The organism is Pedococcus sp. 2YAF34, assembly GCF_052114585.1.
Taxonomy (GTDB): Bacteria; Actinomycetota; Actinomycetes; order Actinomycetales; family Dermatophilaceae; genus Pedococcus.
The window spans coordinates 13,270-29,079 of record NZ_JBFRFA010000027.1 but is presented as its reverse complement, the minus strand read 5'-3'; the positions used below and the strand labels follow the sequence as shown (position 1 = coordinate 29,079).

Sequence of the window (15,810 nt, the reverse complement as noted above, 5' to 3'; positions counted from 1 at the left end):
GTCAGCGACCGCTCCTGACGCCCTCGGCCAGGTCGGCGACGAGGGCACGGAGGGCGGTGAGTCCCGACTGGAGGTCCGGGGCCTCGGTGAGGCAGCGCACGAGCGCCGACCCGACGATGACGCCGTCAGCGTAGGCGGCGACCTCGGCGGCCTGGGTGCCGTCGGAGACCCCGAGGCCGACGCAGACGGGCAGGTCGGTGACCGCCTTGGTCCGGCTGACGATCACCGAGGCGGCGTCGCCCATGGAGGTGCGCGCACCGGTGACACCCATGTGGGAGACGGCGTAGACGAAGCCCCGGCACTGGGACGTCACGGCGGCGATCCGCTCCTCGGTGGAGCTCGGGGCGACGAGGAAGATGCGGTCGAGGCCGGTCTCGTCGCTCGCCGCGATCCAGTCGTCCGCCTCGTCGGGGATGAGGTCGGGAGTGATGATCCCGGCTCCCCCGGCCTCGGCCAGGTCGGTGGCGAACTGCTTGGCACCGTGGCGCAGGATGAGGTTCCAGTAGGACATCACCAGCGGCGGGGCGCCGGCGTCGCGCACCGCACGGGTGGCACGGAAGGCGTCGTCCACCCGTACCCCGTGCTTGAGCGCCTGGTCGGCGGCGTAGGCGATGACGGGACCGTCCATGAGCGGGTCGCTGTAGGGGATGCCGACCTCGACGATGTCCGCGCCGGCCTCGACCATGGCCACCATCGCGGCCACCGAGCCCTCGACGGTGGGGTAGCCGACGGGCAGGTAGCAGACCAGGGCCGCGCGGTTCTCCTCACGGCAGCGCTGCAGGACCTCGCTGACACCGATGCTCACAGCTGGGTCCTCCCGTCGCCCTCGGCCCGCGGTTCGTCGGCGGTGCCGCTCGGGACCGCGTCGCCGTCGATGAGGCCGAAGTACTCCGCGGCCGTGTGCATGTCCTTGTCGCCGCGACCGGAGAGGTTCACGAGCAGGAGCGCCTCCGGGCCGAGCTCGCGCCCGACCTCCATGGCCCCGGCGAGCGCGTGCGCCGACTCGATGGCCGGGATGATGCCCTCGGTGCGGCAGAGCAGCTCGAACGCCTTCATCGCCTGCTCGTCGGTCGCATAGCGGTACTCGGCCCTGCCGGAGTCGCGCAGGAACGCGTGCTCGGGCCCGACGCTCGGGTAGTCCAGCCCCGCGGAGATCGAGTGCGACTCCAGCGTCTGGCCGTCGTCGTCCTGCATGAGGTAGCTGAAGGTGCCGTGGAGGACGCCGGGCGAGCTCGCCGCGAAGCGGGCCGCGTGGCGGCCGCCCTCGACGCCCTCTCCCCCGGCCTCGACGCCGATGAGCCGCACGCCGGCGTCGTCGATGAACCGGTGGAAGATGCCCATTGCGTTGGAGCCTCCGCCGACGCAGGCGATGACGGCGTCGGGCAGGCGGCCGGCGAGGTCGAGCACCTGGCCGCGCGCCTCCACGCCGATGATGCGGTGGAAGTCGCGCACCATCTCGGGGAACGGGTGCGGGCCGGTGACCGTGCCGAGGATGTAGTGGGTGTCGCCGACGTTGGTGACCCAGTCACGCAGGGCGTCGTTGATGGCGTCCTTGAGCGTGGCACTGCCGGTAGGGACGGCCTTGACCTCGGCGCCCAGCATGCGCATGCGGGCGACGTTGAGCGCCTGCCGCTCGGTGTCGACCTTGCCCATGTAGATGACGCAGTCCAGCCCCATCAGGGCGGCGGCGGTGGCCGTGGCGACACCGTGCTGACCGGCGCCGGTCTCGGCGATGACCCGGGTCTTGCCCATCCGCTTGGTGAGCAGCGCCTGCGCCAGCACGTTGTTGATCTTGTGCGAACCCGTGTGGTTGAGGTCCTCCCGCTTGAGAACGATCCTGGCTCCGCCAGCGTGCTCCGCGAACCGCGGCACCTCGGTGATGATGCTCGGGCGCCCGGTGTAGGTACGGTGCAGCAGCTCGAGCTCGCCCAGGAAGGCGGGGTCGACCATCGCCTTGCGACGCGCCTCGTCCAGCTCCTCGAGGGCCGGGATCAGGGCCTCGGGGACGAACCGCCCGCCGAAGTGGCCGAAGCGACCCGGCCGGGCCAGGGGTTCGGGGGTCAGGTCGGTCATGAGTGGGCTCCCGCCGCGATGAGGTCGTGTGCCGCCCGGCGGGGCTCGGCCCCGCGCACCAGGGCCTCGCCGACGAGTACGGCGTCCGCCCCCTCCCCCGCGTAGCGCGCGGCGTCGGCCGGCCCGGAGACCCCGGACTCGGCGACCTTGACGCAGGTGTCGGGGATGAGGGCGGCCAGCCGGCCGAAGGTGTCGGGGTCGACGGCCAGGGTCTTGAGGTTGCGCGCGTTGACGCCGATGACCGAGGCGCCTACATCCACCGCCCGCGCGGTCTCCACCTCGTCGTGGACCTCGACGAGCGCCGTCATGCCGAGGTCACGGGCCAGGGCCTGCATGCGGACCAGGTCGGCCTGCTCCAGCGCGGCGACGATGAGCAGGATGATGTCGGCGCCGTGGGCGCGTGCTTCGAAGAGCTGGTAGTCCTCGACCATGAAGTCCTTGCGCAGCACCGGGATCCGCACCGCGCGGCGTACGGCGTCGAGGTCCGCGAGCGAGCCGCCGAAGCGACGCCGCTCGGTGAGCACGCTCACCGCGGTGGCCCCGCCCGCCTCGTAGTCCGCGGCAAGCGCAGCCGGGTCGGCGATGGTGGCGAGGGCGCCCTTGCTCGGGCTGGACCGCTTCACCTCGGCGATGAGCGACAGGCCGGGGCGGCGCAGGGCGGCCTCGGCGTCGACGGCCGGGGCGGCCTCGCGGGCGAGCCGCTCGACCTCGGTCAGGGGGGTGGTCGCGATGGCGCCCACGAGATCCTCGCGGACGCCCGCGACGATCTCGTCGAGCACGGTGGCCATGTCCCACAGGCTAACCAGCGGCCGCGCCGGCGCCGCCGTCAGGGTCGGAGTACGGACAGGGCCGGCAGCAGCCGCAGCGCCCCGAAGGCCAGCAGCCCGACGGCCCAGGCCGCCGCGAGCGCCGAGGCGTGGGCCGCCATCCAGGCGGTGAGCGCGGTGGCGACGCGGGTTCCGCGGTGGCCCTCGCGGCTGGGACCCGGGCCGCCGACCCGGGCGACGAGCCACACGGCGTACGTGCCGACCACCAGCACGGTCGTCAGGACTGCCCAGGCGTTGCTCGAGACGGCGGCGGCGACGTCACCGGTCAGCAGGTCGTGGACCGCGCGGAGCCCACCGCAGCCGGGGCACGGGACGCCGGTCAGGGCGAGGAAGGGGCACGTCGGCCACGCTCCGGGCAGGTGGGGGTCGCGCGCGAGCAGGGCTGCGGCGAGGGTGGCGCCGCCCGCCCCGCCCAGCGCCGGGCCCTTCAGGCGCGCAGCCGACGGCTGCATGCGGGGGTGCGCGGCGCCCCGGGCGACCGCGGCACCCACCGGATCAGCTGACGCCGGAGGAGTTCGAGCTGCGCGAGGTCACGGGCGGGACGTCCTTGGCGCCGTAGCCGGCCATGCCGAGGACCTTGCCGGCCACGACACCGACGACGCAGATGACGGCCCCGACCACGAAGAGGGGGACGCTGGTGACGACGACCGACCACGACATGACCGCCGAGCCGACCAGGAGGACCGTCACGGCCGTCCACGCGGCGACGCTGTGGCCGTGGTCTTCGTGGATCTCGTGCTCTGCCATGGTGCCTGGCTCCTGTGGAGGTGAGGGGTGGTCGTTCGCGACCATTCTGTCAGGTGCCGGAAGGGTCGTGGCGTTCGGTAGGGTCCTCCCCCGCGTCGAGGCGGTCCCAGTCGCTGGCGACGCGCTGGCCACGGGCTCCCGCGGTCGCGCCCGGCGCCTCGTAGCGGGCGCCGAGGCCACGCCAGCCGCGCGCCCCGAACCAGCCACCCACGGCGGCCAGCAGCAGGGGCACGCAGGCGACGAGCGCGACCCACGGCCACGACGTCGGCGTCGCATGGGTCTCGAGGGTCCCCGTCCGGCCGAGGGACCGGGCGGCCTCCCGCCCCAGCGCCTCCTGCGGTGACAAGGCCACGTGGGCGGCCAGCCAGGCCTCGCCGAGCGCGGCCAGCGCCAGGACGACCACGGTGACCCGACGCACCACCGGACCGCTGGTCGTGCTCGCCAGCGCCGCGGCCGCGGCAACGAGCGCCAGCGCCACGACGCCCGAGGCGACCTGGCTGCCGGTCCCCGTGACGCGGCTCGCCCCCATCACCGGGTCGTCGATGGTGCCGGTCACCCACGTCCGCCCGCCACTGGCGAGGAGGGTGCCGGCTCCGAGCAGGGCGAGCAGGATGACGGCGGCCTTGGACGTCAGCCGCAGCCGCCTCATCGCACGGTCCGCAGGGCCGAGGCGGTGGCGACCGCGCGCAGGGCGGCGGCGGCCTTGTTGACCGTCTCCTCGTACTCGGCCGTGGGGACGGAGTCGGCGACGATCCCCGCCCCGGCCTGCACGTGGGCGGTGCCGTCCTTGATGACGGCGGTGCGGATGGCGATGGCCATGTCGAGGTCTCCGTGGAAGTCGAGGTAGCCGACGACACCGCCGTAGACCCCGCGGCGGCTCGGCTCGTAGTGCTCGATGAGGCTGAGGGCCCGCGGTTTGGGGGCACCGGACAGGGTGCCTGCCGGGAACGTGGCGGCGAGGACGTCGTACGCCGTCCGGCCGGCGGCGAGGTCGCCGACCACCGTGGACTCGAGGTGGGTCACGTGGGAGTAGCGGCGCACCTGCATGAGCTCCACGACGTCGACGGTGCCTGCCTCGCAGACCCGCTGGAGGTCGTTGCGCCCCAGGTCGACGAGCATGACGTGCTCGGAGCGCTCCTTGGGGTCGGCGAGCAGGTCCTCGGCCAGGCGCAGGTCGTCCTCCGGCGTCTTGCCCCGGGGGCGGGACCCCGCGATCGGGTGCGTGATCGCGCGGCGACCCGTCACCTTGACCAGGGCCTCCGGCGAGGAACCCACCACGTCGTACGCGGTGCCGTCCTCGAGCGGCAGGCGCAGGAGGTACATGTAGGGGCTCGGGTTGGATGTCCGCAGGGCCCGGTAGACGTCGAGTGCATCGGCCTCGCACGACGTCGAGAACCGCTGCGAGAGCACGACCTGGAAGACCTCACCCGCCCGGATGTCCTCCTTGGCGAGCTCGACCATCTCCTCGAAGTCGGCTTGGGCGTAGTTGCTGCGGACCTCACCGCGCGCCCGCTCGAAAGCGTCAGGGTCGACGGTAGCGACGGTGCTGGGTGCGGCCGCCGCCAGGGCGGTCGTCATGGTGTCGAGCCGGGCGACGGCGTCGGCCCAGGCGTCCTCGACCCGCTCGTCGGTGTCGTCGAAGTTGACCGCGTTGGCGACCAGCAGCACCGAGCCGTCGGCATGGTCGAGGACGGCCAGGTCGGTCGCCAGCATCATGGTGATCTCGGGGAGGCCCAGCTCGTCAGGGATGGTCGACGGCACCTTCTCCCAGCGGCGTACGGCGTCGTAGGTGATGGCGCCGACCATGCCTCCGGTCAGCGGCGGCATTCCCTCGATGGGCTCGGTGGCCAGGGCCGCGACGGTGTCGCGCAGGGCGTCGAGGGGGCTGCCGTCGGTGGGCACGCCAACCGGCGGCTCGCCCACCCAGTGCGCCTGCCCGTCGCGCTCGGTGAGCACCGCCCCGCTCGCAGCGCCGACGATGGAGTAGCGGGACCAGACGCCGCCGTGCTCGGCGGACTCGAGCAGGAACGTCCCCGGCCGGTCACCGGCGAGCTTGCGGTAGAGCCCGACCGGCGTCTCGGCATCCGCCATGAGGCGCCGCACCACCGGGATGACCCGGCGGTCGCGGGCCAGCAGCTGGAAGACCTCGAGGCTCGGCCAGGTCGAGCCGAACGCGAGGTCGGGAGCGGGGTCGCGCAGGCCCTCACCCATGCGACACCGCGGCACCGAGGTCACCGGCGTCGAAGCAGGTGCGGTCACCGGTGTGGCACGCGGCGCCGACCTGGTCGACGCGCACGAGCAGCGCATCACCGTCGCAGTCGATGGCGACCGACTTGACCAGCTGGACGTGGCCGCTGGTGTCGCCCTTGCGCCAGTACTCCTCGCGGCTGCGCGACCAGAAGGTCACGCGACCCTCGGTCAGAGTGCGACGCAGCGCCTCGTCGTCCATCCAGCCGAGCATCAGGACCTCGCCGGTGTCGTGCTGCTGCACCACGGCTGCGACGAGCCCCTGGTGGTCACGCTTGAGGCGGGTCGCGATGCTGGGGTCGAGGGCGGCGGGAGAGGTCACTCGCCCCATTGTGCCGAAGGTCCGGACGGTGCAGCAGGTCGGGCCGGGGCGCGGGACGCGAGCAGGGCGGGTGGTGGCGGCTGGTCGAGGCCCGGGTCGGTCAGAGCGGCGACACGGTGGGTCCCGCGGCCGTGACACGGACCAGGTGGTGGTCGGGGACCTCCTCCCAGCCGGGGGTCTCGTCGGGCTCGCTGGCCACGAGGACCCCGCGTTCGTCCTGGCGCAGCCACAGGGTGTCGCCCCAGCGGGTGGCCAGCAGCTCGTCGCGCGACAGCAGCAGGAGGTTGAGCCGCGCGTCCGGGTCCGCGGCCGCGACGGTCGCCAGCGTCTGCCCCACCCGGTTCGGACCCTGCTCGACCACCCGGGCGGCGAGCAGGGCGGCGTCGCAGGCCGACTCGGCAGCCAGGCTCGGCCCGACCGCCTCGCGCGCGACCCGGCCGTTGTGCGACACGAGCCACCCGTCGTGGAGGAACGGTGCTGCAGCCGTCGCGTCGGCCGGCATCCCCGCGCTGGCAGAGCGCACCGCGGCGACGACCCGGCACGAGACGAGCAGCGGTGCGACCGAGGCGAGGTTGGTGTCGGACCACATCGGCTTGTCGGACCTCCAGCGGACCGGCTCGCCGCCGCCGTCGGGGTGCAGTCCGACGCCCCAGCCGTCGGCGTTGACGGTGCCGTGGGCCTGCCTGCGGGGAGCCCAGGACTGGGTGAGCAGCCCGTGGGCCGGCTGCAGCACGAGGTCGGCGACGCTCGTGGGCTCGCCGAACCAGGCGAGGTGGCGGCACACCTCAGGCGTCCCGGGCCAGGCGGACACCGGTGAAGATCTGCCGGCGGAACGGGTGGTCCCAGTTGCGGAACGAGGGGCGCACCGTCGAGGCCGCGGTCGCCCACGAGCCGCCGCGCAGGACGCGGTAGTCGCCGCCGAAGAAGGGCGCGCTGTACTGCGCGTAGAGCATGGGGCTGAACCCGGGCCACGGCTCGAACCCCGACGAGGTCCACTCCCACACGTCGCCGATGAGCTGCTCGACGCCGTACGCGGAAGCGCCCGCCGGCAGGGCACCCACCGGCGCGGGGCGCAGGGCACCACCGCCGAGGTTGGCGAGCTCGGGGGTGGGCGGGCTGTCGCCCCAGGGCCAGCGCCGTCGCCGGCCGGCGACCGGGTCCCAGGCGCAGGCCTTCTCCCACTCGACCTCGGTGGGCAGCCGGGCCCCGGACCAGCGGGCGAAGGCCTCGGCCTCGAAGTGGGTGACGTGCTGCACCGGCTCGTCGGCAGGGACGTCCTCGCGGACGCCGAACCGCGTGCGGCTGCCGTCCTCGTGCCAGGCCATCGGCCGCTCCAGGCCGGCCTCCTGGCGGTGCTGCCAACCGCGGTCCGACCAGAGCTCGGGGCGGGTGTAGCCGCCGGCCTCGATGAACGCCTGCCACTCGGCGTTGGTCACCGGCACGCGCCCGATGCGGAACGCGGGAACGTCGACCACGTGGGCGGGACGCTCGTTGTCGAGGGACGTCGGCTCGTGAAGCACGTCGACCCCGAGCACGAACTCCCCCGCCGGGACGAGGACCGCGTCGCGTGTGACCCGGCGGCCCGGCGGCAGGGTCCGCGTGGGGCTCAGCACCGACGCGCCGGCGCGCAGCTGGAGGGTGGCGAGCATCGTCTCGTCGTGCTGCTCCTCGTGCTGGACGACCATGGCGTAGGGGAAGACGTCGGTCGCGCGGTCCAGCGCGTCGAGCACCCTCCCACGCACCTCCCGGCCGTAGCGGCGAGCCTCGACCGGCGGCAGCAGCGGCAGGGTCGACCGGATGGCACGGGGCTGCGTGAACGCGTCGTAGAGCGCGTCGACCCCGAGCGGCAGCAGCCCGGGCCGCGTGGCGTCACCCTCCCGGATGAGCCACAGCTCCTCCTGCTGGGAGATGTGGGCGAGGTCCCACACCAGCGGGCTCATGATCGGGCTGTGCTGGGCGAACAGCTCCTGCTCGTCGAGCTCGGTCAGCCAGGTGGTCCTGGCCCGGGCCAGCTCGAGGTCGCGGGCGACCGCGCCGGCTTCCAAGGGGCTCTGGGGGTTCTGGGGGTTGTGGGGGTTTTGAGGGCTCTGGGGGCTCTGGGGGCTCTGGGTGCTCAGGGGGCTCAGGGGGCTCTGGGGGTTCTGCTCAGGCATGTGCCATCTCCTCCATGACCACGGCAGGACCTCGTCCGCGCAGGTCGTCGGTGACCAGGGTGCCGGGACTGCGGCCGTCCGAGGCGAGGTCGGCGAGCTCGGCGACGGCGTCACGCACCTGCTCGGGGACGGCGCCGGCTGACTCCCGCAGGCAGGACGTCGCCGCCGCCCGCAGCACGGGGTCGGCCAGGCCGCTGCGAGCGGCCGCCTGCGCACGGTCGGCGGTCCGCGCCGCGGCCTCGTCGACCACGGGGTGCAGCGACTCGTCGTCCATCCACACCGTGGCGAGGGCGGCGACCGCCGGCCACCACCGCGACGGCAGCACGTCGAGGCACCGCAGCTCCAGCCAGCCGCGCAGGCGCACGGGCGGGAAGAGCGTGGTGAGCTGGCGCCTGACGTCGCCCGCGGTGGCCGGCGGCCAGTGGCGCGGGGCCGTGATCCACTGCCGCAGGCTGCGTCGCTCGTCGGCAGCTGCCACGCCACCCGGGGCAGCCGGCACGAGCACCACCTCGGCCTCCAGGGCCCGCTCGGCCCACGCCTCGACCGGGTCGGCGAGGTCGGGGAGGCGGCCGGCGCGCAGCTCGCCCAGGCCGGACCAGGCCCGCTGGCGCGCCGAGTGCCAGCCGGTGTCGCGGCCCTCGAGGAAGGCGGACGAGCCGCTCAGGGCGGTCAGCAGCGGCGCCAGGCCCTGCGCCCGGCCGACCCGGGCAGACCACCGGTCGCGGGACCCGGCCTGGAGGTTGACCTGCAGCGCCGCGGTCGAGCACATCATCGTCGCACCGTGCCCCTGGGTCGCCGCGGCAGCCGAGAACCACGCCTCCATGGCGGCATACCGCTCGCCCGGGTTGACCCGGCGCGGGGGCCGCACCGGGTCGGCGCCGAGCAGCACCCAACCCAGCCCCTGCTGCGCCAGGGCGGCGCGCACCACGCCGGTGTCCTGCTCCATCGCGTCGAGGGCGGTCGCGAGGTCGGGGTGGGGCGCCGAGGAGACCTCCAGCTGGCCGCCGGGCTCCAGCGTGACGCGGCCGCCGCGGGGCAGCAGGGCGTGGCGCGTGGCCACCTCGAGCAGGACGTCGTAGGGCGGGGACGCGGTCACGTCGCGGCGCACCACCGTGTGCCCCTCCACCTCCAGCCCCACCGTGCCGACGGGCTGGTCGTGCAGTGCGAGTGACCTCACCAGCTCGCGTGCCTCGTGGAGGCTGACCACTGCGTCGTCCGGCAGGTGCGCCGTGGCGGCGACGGGTCGGTGGTCGGTGGATGTGGTCACAGGTCCTGCCCCTCGCGGTCCGGGCCGGATCCACTGCGGGATCCGCGGGTCATCGGGGCGACCGGGCTGTCAGGACCAGGCCGTCCGTGGACCATCATGCAACAGCCCACCGACAGCGACCTGTCGAGCGTGGGGAGGGAGCGCTCAGCCCCGCTGCTGCGCCGACCAGGAGGCGTACAGCGCGGAGTACACGCCCCCGGCGCGCACCAGCTCGCGGTGGGGGCCGCGCTCCACGATGTGCCCGCGATCCACGACGACGACCTCGTCGGCGGCCTCGGCCGTCGACAGCCGGTGGGCGATCGCGACAGAGGTGCGTCCACGCGTCAGTCCCTCGAGTGCGCGCTGGAGGCGGACCTCGGTCGAGGGGTCGACCGCCGACGTCGCCTCGTCGAGGACGAGCAGGTCGGGGTCCGCGAGGTAGGCACGGGCCAGCGCGACGAGCTGCCGCTCCCCTGCCGACAGCGACTCGCCGCGCTGGCCGACCTCGGTGGCCAGGCCCTGCGGGAGCCCTGCCAGCCAGGCGTCGAGGCCGAGTTCGGTGATCGCGAGGGTGATGTCGTCGTCGCTGGCGTCGGGGCGACCGAACCGCACGTTCTCGCGCAGCGTCGCGTCGAACAGGAACCCCTCCTGCGGCACCAGCACCACGCGCTCCCGCAGCGAGGAGAAGCGGACGTCGCGCAGGTCGACGCCGTCGATGCGCACGGTCCCGGTGCTGGGGTCCATGAGCCGGGTGAGGAGCTTGGCCAGCGTCGACTTGCCCGACCCGGTCTCGCCCACGATCGCCACGCGCGAACGCGGCGCGATCGACAGGTCGACGTCGTGGAGCACGGTCGCGCCGCCCGGGTAGGCGAAGGAGACGCCCTCGAAGTCGACGGTGATGGGGCCGCGCGGCAGCACCTGCCCGGCGTCGCCGGGGTCGGCCACGTCGGCCCGGGTGTCGACGACGCCGATCACGCGCCGCCACCCGGCGACGGCGTTCTGGAGCTCGTTGAGGATCTCGGTGGCCTGCTGCACCGGCTGGGTGAACAGGTTGACGAGGAAGAGGAACGCGAGCAGCTGGCCGAGGGTGAGGTCGTCGTGCACGGCCTGGACGGTGCCGACCACCAGCACCACCGCGAGCGTCAGGCCGGCGACGAGCTGTCCCGAGGAGAAGGCGACCACCGACCGCACCTGGGCCCGGATGGCGGCCGACCGGTGCCCCTCGATCGCGGCGTCGATGCGCGCGGCGGTGCGCTCCTCCACGCCGTACGCCCGGATCGTCGCGGCGCCCACGACCGACTCGGACACAGCAGCGAGCAGGTCGCCGACGCGCTCGCGGACGGCGGTGTAGGCGCGCCCCACGATGGTCTGGAACCGGCGGATGACGAACAGCAGCGGCACGAAGCAGAGCCACACCACGGCCGTCAGCAGGGGGCTGTAGAACAGCATCAGCCCCGTGGCCACGGCGATCTGCCCCAGGCTGAGGACGAGGATGATCCCGCCGAACTGCACGAACTGGGAGATGGTGTCGACGTCGGAGGTCACCCGGCTCACCATCGAGCCGCGGCGCTCGGTGTTCTGGGTCAGCGTCGACAGGTCGTGGATGTGCCGGAAGGCCCTCAGCCGCAGGGACGCCAGGCCGGCCTCGGAGGCGCGGAAGAGGCGCACGTTGACGGCGTACGCCGACAGCGCGGTGGCGACGACGGCGATGAGGGCGAGCAGGACGTAGCGGGTGACCAGGCCCGGGTCGGGGCCTCCCTTGCCGAGCAGGCCGTGGTCGGTGGTCTGCTGGACCACGAAGGGCACGACGACCCGGCCGACGGTGGTCACCGCGGCGAGCGCGAGGGTGACGCCGATGCCGCGACGCAGCTCGGGTGACAGCTCGAGACCGCGGCGCAGCGTCGCGACGGTGCCGAGGTCGGACGTGGCCTCGATGGACGTGCTCATCGGACGACCTCCTCCTCGTCGGCGGTGACCGCGGCGCGCTCGGCGGCCTCCCGTGCGTAGGCGGTGACGAGGCGCTCGTAGCCCTCGCACCGCTGCTGCAGCTCCTGGTGGGTGCCGTGGTCGACCACGCGCCCGTGCTCGACGTAGACGATCTCGTCGGCGAGCGTGATCGTGGACATCCGGTAGGCCACGACGAGCACGGTGGTGCCGCTGCTCGAGCGCCGCAGGCCGGCCAGGATCGCCTGCTCCACGGCCGGGTCGACGGCACTCGTCGCGTCGTCGAGCACGAGCAGCTGCGGCGTGCGGATGATCGCCCGGGCCAACGCGATCCGCTGCCGCTGGCCACCCGAGAGAGAGGCGCCCCGCTCCCCCACCCGCGTGTCGAGCCCGGCGCCGAGGGCCTCGACGAAGGTGTGGGCCTGCGCGACCTCGAGGGCTGCCCAGACCTCCTCGTCGGTGTGGTCCAGGCCGAGGGTGATGTTGCCCCGGACCGTGTCGTCGAACATGAACGTCTGCTGCGGGACGAGCGCCGCCACCGAGGACACCCCGCCTCGGACCACCCGGCGCAGGTCGGTGCCGTCGAGCGTGACGTCGCCACGGTCGGGGTCGACGAGCCGCAGGGTGAGGTTGGTCAGCGTCGACTTGCCGGACCCGGTCGGGCCCACGAGGGCCACGGTGGACCCCGCGGGCACGTCGATGCTCACGTCGTGGATCGCCTGGAAGCGGGACTCCCGGCCGGCCTCGTCGACGATGTCGTAGGAGTAGTCGACCCCCTTCAGCTGCGACCGGGCTGCCCCGGAGTGCTTGAGCTGCTGGTCGCCGAAGGCCAGCTCGCCGCGGGCCTTGAGGACCGCGTCGACCCGGTCCCAGCCGACGACGGTGCGCGGGAGCTCGCCGAGGACCCAGCCGAGGGCCCGCACCGGGAAGGCCAGCACGGAGATGAGGTAGGCCACCTGCACGACCGCGGCCGGCTGGAGCACGCCCACGGCCACTTGGTGGGTGCCGACCGCCAGCACGGCAAGGGTGCCGATGGTGGGGATGGCCTCGATGACCGGGTCGAAGGTGCCGCGGGTGCGGCCGACGTCGACGTTGGCCGCCTGGAGCCGGCGGGTGACCTCCTCGAACCGCGCCGCCTCCTGCTCCTCGCGCCCCATCGACTTGACCACGAGCGCCGCCTCGAAGCTCTCGTGGGCGACCTCGCTCACCTCCGCGCGCAGCTGCTGGGCGCGCGACACCCGAGGCGACATCGCCCGCTGGAACACGAGGTTGGCCAGGAACAGCGCCGGGAAGACCGTGAGGCCGATGACGGCCATGAGCGGGTCGACCAGGACCATCTGCACGATGCCCGCGACGAGCATGACGATCACGCCGAGTGCCATGGGCAGCGGGGCGAACACGTTCCAGGTCGCCTCGACGTCGGCGTTCGCGTTGGACAGCAGCTGGCCGGAGGGGTGCCGGTGGTGCCACGACAAGGGCAGGCGGAGGTACTGGCGGGTGACCTCGCGCCGGTAGCCGGCGGCCACGTTGTACATGGTGAACCCCGCGGCGATGCGCCGGATCACCACGCCCACGACGTTGAGCAGCACCGCTCCCGCGACCCACGCGAAGATGGTCCAGAGCTGGGTGCTGGTCACCGCGCCGGCCTTGACCGCGGGCTGGATCTGCTCGCGCGTCACCTTGCCGATGGCCGAGGCGGTGAGGACCGTCATGACGCCGTAGAGGGTGCTGCCGGCCACGGCGAACGCGAACCAGCGCGGTTCGCGCCGGATCCCCACCCCGACGATGGCGAGGCTCCGGCGCAGCGACGGCGCGGCGTCGACGGACACGGTGAACCTCCGGTGGAGCACGAGTGGGATCGGGTGTCACCTTCTCACGGGCCACCGACGCGGGCGCGCGCGGCCGAGGTCACGTTGCCCACCCAGCCGCACCGCGCCACCCACCAGTACGGCGCCCCCTCCGGGCCGCGCCGCCGTCGGGCGCCATGATGGGGCCATGACCCACCTCGCCCGGTCCGAGCGCGACGCCTTCTGCGACTCCCTCCTCACCGCCGGGCCGCACGCGCCCACCCTGTGCTCGCCGTGGGACGCGGCCGAGCTCGCCGCGCACGTCGTGGTGCGCGACCGCCGCCCCGACCTCGCCCCCGGCATCTGGGTGCCGCCCCTCGCCCACCGACTCGAGGAGGGCCAGGCCGCGTATGCCGCCAAGCCCTTCCCGGAGCTGGTTGACCTCGTGCGCTCCGGTCCGCCGGTGTGGTCGCCGGTCCGGCTGGCGCCGGTCGACGACGTCGTCAACCTCGTGGAGCTGTTCATCCACCACGAGGACGTGCTGCGCGGCGACGAGCAGCGTGGACCCCGTCGGGTCGTCGCGGACCGCGAGTCGCGGGCCCTGTGGCGCTCGCTGTCGCGGCTGGCCAGGGTGTTCTTCCGCCGCAGCCCCGTCGGGGTGGTGCTGCGCACGCCCGACGGCCGCACCCTCCACGCCCGCAGCACCACCGAGCTCGGCACCGTGGTCCTGGAGGGGCGCCCCGAGGAGCTGCTGCTCACGGCGTACGGGCGGCGCAGGGTCGCCGAGATCGAGGTGACCGGCAGCGAGGACGCGGTCGACGCCCTCTGGGCCGCCCCGCTCGGCCTCGCCTGACGCCGCTCCGTCCGAGGCCCATGCGCGGCGCGGACGAGGGCCGCGTGGGCCTGGCCCTGCGCAGGGCGAGCCCGGTCGGACCCGCCGTCAGCGGACGGCGATGCCGTCGGCGCGCAGCGCGTCCTTGACGTCGCCGATCGACAGCTCGCCGAAGTGGAACACGCTGGCCGCGAGGACCGCGTCGGCGCCGGCGTGCACGGCCGGCGCGAAGTGCTCGACGCGTCCCGCGCCCCCACTGGCGATGACCGGCACCGTCACGGCGGGCCGCACGAGGCGGATGAGCTCGAGGTCGAAGCCGTCCTTGGTGCCGTCGGCGTCCATCGAGTTGAGCAGGATCTCCCCCGCCCCCAGCTCCGCGGCGCGCGCGCACCACTCCACGGCGTCGAGGCCCGTGCCCTGCCGTCCCCCGTGGGTCGTCACCTCGAACCCCGGCACCGTCCGCCCCGAGTCGTCGCGACGGCGGCGCACGTCGGCCGACAGCACGAGCACCTGTGACCCGAACCGGTCGGCGATCTCGGCGATGAGCTCGGGCCGGGCGATCGCAGCGGTGTTGACGCCCACCTTGTCCGCGCCCGCGCGCAGCAGCCGGTCGACGTCGTCGGGCGTGCGCACGCCGCCGCCGACCGTGAGCGGGATGAACACCTGCTCCGCGGTCCGGCGCACCACGTCGTACGTCGTCTCCCGGTCGCCGCTGCTCGCGGTGACGTCGAGGAACGTGAGCTCGTCGGCGCCCTGCTCGCCATACGCCTTGGCCAGCTTGACGGGGTCGCCAGCGTCGCGCAGGTCCATGAAGTTGACGCCCTTGACCACCCGGCCCGCGTCGACGTCGAGACAGGGGATGACGCGGGTGGCGAGGCTCACCGGCACAGGCTAGCGACCTAGGGTGGAGCCCATGCAGCGCGACCCGGGCGAGCACCCCAGCCCCGAGCTCGTCGTCCGGCTCACCCGCCTCGCGCTCGCCGCGCCGAACCGTGCCGGCTCGACCCGGCTCGTGGCCGTCGACGGCCCCAGCGGTGCGGGCAAGACCACCCTCGCGGACGCCCTGGCCCTCGAGCTGGGGGCACCGGTGGTGCACATGGACGACCTCTACCCGGGCTGGGACGGCCTGCGCGAGTCGCGGTTGCGCGTGCAGGACTGGGTGGTCGCACCGCTGCGCGCCGGCCGGCCGCCGCGCTACCGGCGCTGGGACTGGGCCCGGTCCGAGTACGGCGCGTGGGTGGAGCCCGAGCCCTCCCCGGTCGTGGTCCTCGAGGGTTGCGGGTCCGGGGCGCTCGACAACGCTGACGCCCTCTCGCTGCTCGTGTGGGTGGAGGCCGAGGAGGCTGTCCGGCGCCGGCGGGGCCTGCGCCGGGACCCCGGCTACGAAAACTTCTGGGACCGGTGGGGGCGCCAGGAGCGCGAGGTGTACGCGGCCGACAGGACGCGGGCGCGCGCGGACGTCGTGGTCGACACGACGCCGCCCGGTGCGACCACAGGGCACGACGCGGCCGACGGGCTCGGACGCCATACTCGGCGCATGGCCACCGAGGCACAGGGGGACGACCGCGTGACGGACCCCGCCGAGTGACACCCGAGCCCACCCGCGGGCTGTCCCGCGTCCGCGCTCTCGTG

16 protein-coding genes are annotated in these 15,810 nt (G+C 74.1%); 2 read left to right on the top strand and 14 right to left on the bottom strand.

Going from position 1 to position 15,810, the window contains the following annotated elements; translation table 11 throughout:
- Nucleotide 1: 1 nt before the first annotated feature.
- The 13 genes from trpA to AB4Z02_RS13880 all read right to left on the bottom strand — a co-directional run bounded on the left by trpA (nucleotide 2) and on the right by AB4Z02_RS13880 (nucleotide 13,388).
- Nucleotides 2-799 (bottom strand): tryptophan synthase subunit alpha, encoded by a 798-nt coding sequence (gene trpA / locus AB4Z02_RS13940; protein WP_441971651.1) that lies wholly within the window; start codon nucleotides 797-799, stop codon nucleotides 2-4.
- 2 nt (nucleotides 800-801) lie between these two features.
- A complete protein-coding gene (trpB, locus tag AB4Z02_RS13935; protein ID WP_441971630.1) occupies nucleotides 802-2,073 on the bottom strand; it encodes a tryptophan synthase subunit beta in 1,272 nt (423 codons plus the stop codon).
- Nucleotides 2,070-2,861 carry an indole-3-glycerol phosphate synthase TrpC gene (gene trpC / locus AB4Z02_RS13930; RefSeq protein WP_441971628.1) on the bottom strand — a complete coding sequence of 264 codons (792 nt, stop codon included), beginning with the start codon at nucleotides 2,859-2,861 and terminating at the stop codon, nucleotides 2,070-2,072. Before trpC ends, trpB begins: the two co-directional genes overlap by 4 nt.
- Nucleotides 2,862-2,899: 38 nt before the next feature.
- Nucleotides 2,900-3,391 (bottom strand): DUF2752 domain-containing protein, encoded by a 492-nt coding sequence (locus tag AB4Z02_RS13925; RefSeq protein WP_441971627.1) that lies wholly within the window; start codon nucleotides 3,389-3,391, stop codon nucleotides 2,900-2,902.
- Between the two features lie 4 nt (nucleotides 3,392-3,395).
- On the bottom strand, nucleotides 3,396-3,647 hold the full coding sequence (locus tag AB4Z02_RS13920; RefSeq protein WP_056885284.1) for an HGxxPAAW family protein: 252 nt from the start codon (nucleotides 3,645-3,647) through the stop codon (nucleotides 3,396-3,398).
- Nucleotides 3,648-3,696: 49 nt separating this feature from the next.
- Nucleotides 3,697-4,296 carry a Trp biosynthesis-associated membrane protein gene (locus AB4Z02_RS13915; RefSeq protein WP_056885285.1) on the bottom strand — a complete coding sequence of 200 codons (600 nt, stop codon included), beginning with the start codon at nucleotides 4,294-4,296 and terminating at the stop codon, nucleotides 3,697-3,699.
- Complete coding sequence (locus tag AB4Z02_RS13910; RefSeq protein ID WP_441971625.1) at nucleotides 4,293-5,858, bottom strand: anthranilate synthase component I; 1,566 nt, start codon at nucleotides 5,856-5,858, stop codon at nucleotides 4,293-4,295. Before AB4Z02_RS13910 ends, AB4Z02_RS13915 begins: the two co-directional genes overlap by 4 nt.
- Nucleotides 5,851-6,225 carry a phosphoribosyl-AMP cyclohydrolase gene (hisI, locus tag AB4Z02_RS13905; protein WP_056885287.1) on the bottom strand — a complete coding sequence of 125 codons (375 nt, stop codon included), beginning with the start codon at nucleotides 6,223-6,225 and terminating at the stop codon, nucleotides 5,851-5,853. The genes AB4Z02_RS13910 and hisI overlap by 8 nt, the downstream gene beginning before the upstream one ends.
- A 91-nt stretch (nucleotides 6,226-6,316) precedes the next feature.
- Nucleotides 6,317-7,027 carry an ergothioneine biosynthesis protein EgtC gene (gene egtC, locus AB4Z02_RS13900; RefSeq protein ID WP_200949335.1) on the bottom strand — a complete coding sequence of 237 codons (711 nt, stop codon included), beginning with the start codon at nucleotides 7,025-7,027 and terminating at the stop codon, nucleotides 6,317-6,319.
- On the bottom strand, nucleotides 7,002-8,369 hold the full coding sequence (egtB, locus tag AB4Z02_RS13895) for an ergothioneine biosynthesis protein EgtB (RefSeq protein WP_441971623.1): 1,368 nt from the start codon (nucleotides 8,367-8,369) through the stop codon (nucleotides 7,002-7,004). The genes egtC and egtB overlap by 26 nt, the downstream gene beginning before the upstream one ends.
- Complete coding sequence (locus AB4Z02_RS13890) at nucleotides 8,362-9,636, bottom strand: glutamate-cysteine ligase family protein (protein WP_441971621.1); 1,275 nt, start codon at nucleotides 9,634-9,636, stop codon at nucleotides 8,362-8,364. The genes egtB and AB4Z02_RS13890 overlap by 8 nt, the downstream gene beginning before the upstream one ends.
- A gap of 144 nt (nucleotides 9,637-9,780) precedes the next feature.
- Nucleotides 9,781-11,562 carry an ABC transporter ATP-binding protein gene (locus AB4Z02_RS13885; RefSeq protein WP_056885291.1) on the bottom strand — a complete coding sequence of 594 codons (1,782 nt, stop codon included), beginning with the start codon at nucleotides 11,560-11,562 and terminating at the stop codon, nucleotides 9,781-9,783.
- A complete protein-coding gene (locus tag AB4Z02_RS13880) occupies nucleotides 11,559-13,388 on the bottom strand; it encodes an ABC transporter ATP-binding protein (protein WP_441971619.1) in 1,830 nt (609 codons plus the stop codon). The genes AB4Z02_RS13885 and AB4Z02_RS13880 overlap by 4 nt, the downstream gene beginning before the upstream one ends.
- Nucleotides 13,389-13,554: 166 nt before the next feature.
- Between AB4Z02_RS13880 and AB4Z02_RS13875 the strand changes: the two genes are divergently transcribed.
- Complete coding sequence (locus AB4Z02_RS13875; protein WP_441971617.1) at nucleotides 13,555-14,199, top strand: TIGR03085 family metal-binding protein; 645 nt, start codon at nucleotides 13,555-13,557, stop codon at nucleotides 14,197-14,199.
- A gap of 87 nt (nucleotides 14,200-14,286) precedes the next feature.
- Here AB4Z02_RS13875 and hisF read toward each other — a convergent pair whose 3' ends face one another.
- A complete protein-coding gene (hisF, locus tag AB4Z02_RS13870; protein ID WP_441971616.1) occupies nucleotides 14,287-15,060 on the bottom strand; it encodes an imidazole glycerol phosphate synthase subunit HisF in 774 nt (257 codons plus the stop codon).
- A 31-nt stretch (nucleotides 15,061-15,091) separates the two neighbouring features.
- Here hisF and AB4Z02_RS13865 point away from each other — a divergent pair, with 31 nt between their 5' ends.
- Complete coding sequence (locus AB4Z02_RS13865; RefSeq protein ID WP_441971614.1) at nucleotides 15,092-15,766, top strand: hypothetical protein; 675 nt, start codon at nucleotides 15,092-15,094, stop codon at nucleotides 15,764-15,766.
- Nucleotides 15,767-15,810 lie beyond the last annotated feature (44 nt).

Excerpts from the sequence above, each read along its gene's own strand:
- trpB (WP_441971630.1), bottom strand. The coding sequence starts at position 2,073 with ATGACCGACCTGACCCCCGAACCCCTGGCCCGGCCGGGTCGCTTCGGC.
- trpC (WP_441971628.1), bottom strand. The coding sequence starts at position 2,861 with ATGGCCACCGTGCTCGACGAGATCGTCGCGGGCGTCCGCGAGGATCTC.
- AB4Z02_RS13920 (WP_056885284.1), bottom strand. The coding sequence starts at position 3,647 with ATGGCAGAGCACGAGATCCACGAAGACCACGGCCACAGCGTCGCCGCG.
- AB4Z02_RS13915 (WP_056885285.1), bottom strand. The coding sequence starts at position 4,296 with ATGAGGCGGCTGCGGCTGACGTCCAAGGCCGCCGTCATCCTGCTCGCC.
- AB4Z02_RS13910 (WP_441971625.1), bottom strand. The coding sequence starts at position 5,858 with ATGGGTGAGGGCCTGCGCGACCCCGCTCCCGACCTCGCGTTCGGCTCG.
- hisI (WP_056885287.1), bottom strand. The coding sequence starts at position 6,225 with ATGGGGCGAGTGACCTCTCCCGCCGCCCTCGACCCCAGCATCGCGACC.
- egtB (WP_441971623.1), bottom strand. The coding sequence starts at position 8,369 with ATGCCTGAGCAGAACCCCCAGAGCCCCCTGAGCCCCCTGAGCACCCAG.
- AB4Z02_RS13885 (WP_056885291.1), bottom strand. The coding sequence starts at position 11,562 with ATGAGCACGTCCATCGAGGCCACGTCCGACCTCGGCACCGTCGCGACG.
- AB4Z02_RS13875 (WP_441971617.1), top strand. The coding sequence starts at position 13,555 with ATGACCCACCTCGCCCGGTCCGAGCGCGACGCCTTCTGCGACTCCCTC.
- AB4Z02_RS13865 (WP_441971614.1), top strand. The coding sequence starts at position 15,092 with ATGCAGCGCGACCCGGGCGAGCACCCCAGCCCCGAGCTCGTCGTCCGG.